The organism is Streptomyces sp. NPDC005899 (genome assembly GCF_040629645.1).
Classification (GTDB): Bacteria; Actinomycetota; Actinomycetes; order Streptomycetales; family Streptomycetaceae; genus Streptomyces.
Genome location: NZ_JBEXWB010000692.1, coordinates 1 through 1278, shown reverse-complemented (window position 1 = coordinate 1278; position 1278 = coordinate 1). Strand labels below are relative to the sequence as shown.

At 72.8% G+C, this 1278-nt stretch carries 1 protein-coding gene and 1 pseudogene; one reads left to right on the top strand and one right to left on the bottom strand.

Annotated elements, in window-relative coordinates:
* Positions 1 to 143 (bottom strand): annotated as a pseudogene (locus tag ABZ371_RS32705) (class F sortase); the annotation flags it as partial.
* Positions 144 to 494: 351 nt separating this feature from the next.
* Between ABZ371_RS32705 and ABZ371_RS32700 the strand changes: the two are divergent.
* The gene (locus ABZ371_RS32700) at positions 495 to 1133 is read left to right on the top strand and encodes a hypothetical protein (RefSeq protein ID WP_358686587.1); all 639 of its coding nucleotides are present in this window, start codon (positions 495 to 497) and stop codon (positions 1131 to 1133) included.
* Positions 1134 to 1278: the final 145 nt, after the last annotated feature.

Genomic DNA, 1278 nt, shown 5'->3' with positions numbered 1-1278 from the left:
GAGGCCGCCGCGGCCGGTTGCGGCGGCCCGGCGGGGGAGTCCACGCCGTTCCGCATGAGGGCGACACCGGTGAGCATCACGAGGGCGATCGCGCCCCAGGGTGTGCGTCTGCTCCGCTCGCCGCCCCACTGGTCCCGGCCCATGGTTCTCCCTTCGTCGCGACATCGCACAGGCTAGGTGCGGCGGCCCCGGGCGGCGATCGGAGGCGGGCGAACGGGTGGCCGGGTGAGGCCCCCACGGCGGCGTTCTGCTCTTCGGAGTAATGCGTGCACGCAATTTCTGACGGTCTGTGACCTGCGGCTCCGTCAGTCGGTGCTCCGGTGCTACGGCGTGTCGGCTCACCGGGGTGGAGCAGTGCCGAAATGCGTCGGCAGGCGTATGTGGTGAGGGTTCGTCATGGGACGCGTACACGTCCACTGATCCCGGAGAACAAGGCTCCGGGGCGCGCTTCCCGCTGGAGGTTTTCAACGATGCGTGCTTCACGCGCTCTCGCGGTGACCGCGACCGCATTCGCGGCCGTCGGGCTCGCAGCCCCGCTGGCCGCCGCGGGCGGCGGCCCGGGCAACAACCCGAGCAATGTCCCGACCAACGTCACGGTCAACCCGTCCTCGGTGCACCAGGGCGCCACCCTGCGGATCAGCGCCGAGGGCTGCGGCCGCTCCGGCGGCAAGGTCTGGTCGAACGCCTTCCCGACGGTGAACCTGTCGCCGGGACGGGTCGGTTACGCCACGGCGCGCATTCGCGACAACGCGACGCCCGGTCACTACAGCCTGTCCGTGAGGTGCAACGACAGCGACAACAACTTCGGCAACGGGGGCAACGGCGGAAACGGCGGCAACGGCGGCAACGGGGGTGACGGCGGAAACGGCGGTGAGCGCGGAAATCCCGGGGACCGCGGAGACGCCGGGGACCGCGGCAACGGCGGGGACCGCGGCAACCGGGGCAACGAGACGGACCCGGTCGCCACGGCCCGCTTCACCGTCCTGCCCAGCCGGGGCGCGCAAGGCGGCCTCGGCGGATCCATCGGCCCGAGTTCGGTGGAGATGCAGGTGGGCGGCGGTCTCGTCGCCGCGGCGGCCATGGGTGGCGCCGTCTTCGTCGTCCGTCGCCGGATGAGCAATGCGGCCGCCTGAGGCGTCGAACCGCCCCGCCGGCCGGATACGCCCGTGGGCGCGCCGGCCGCAGAGCACCTCGGGGGGCGACGACGCCGTCCTGAAAACCGGCGTCATGCGGGTGGCGCTGCTCTGCGGCCGCGGCCTCGCGGTCGCGGGGGAGGTC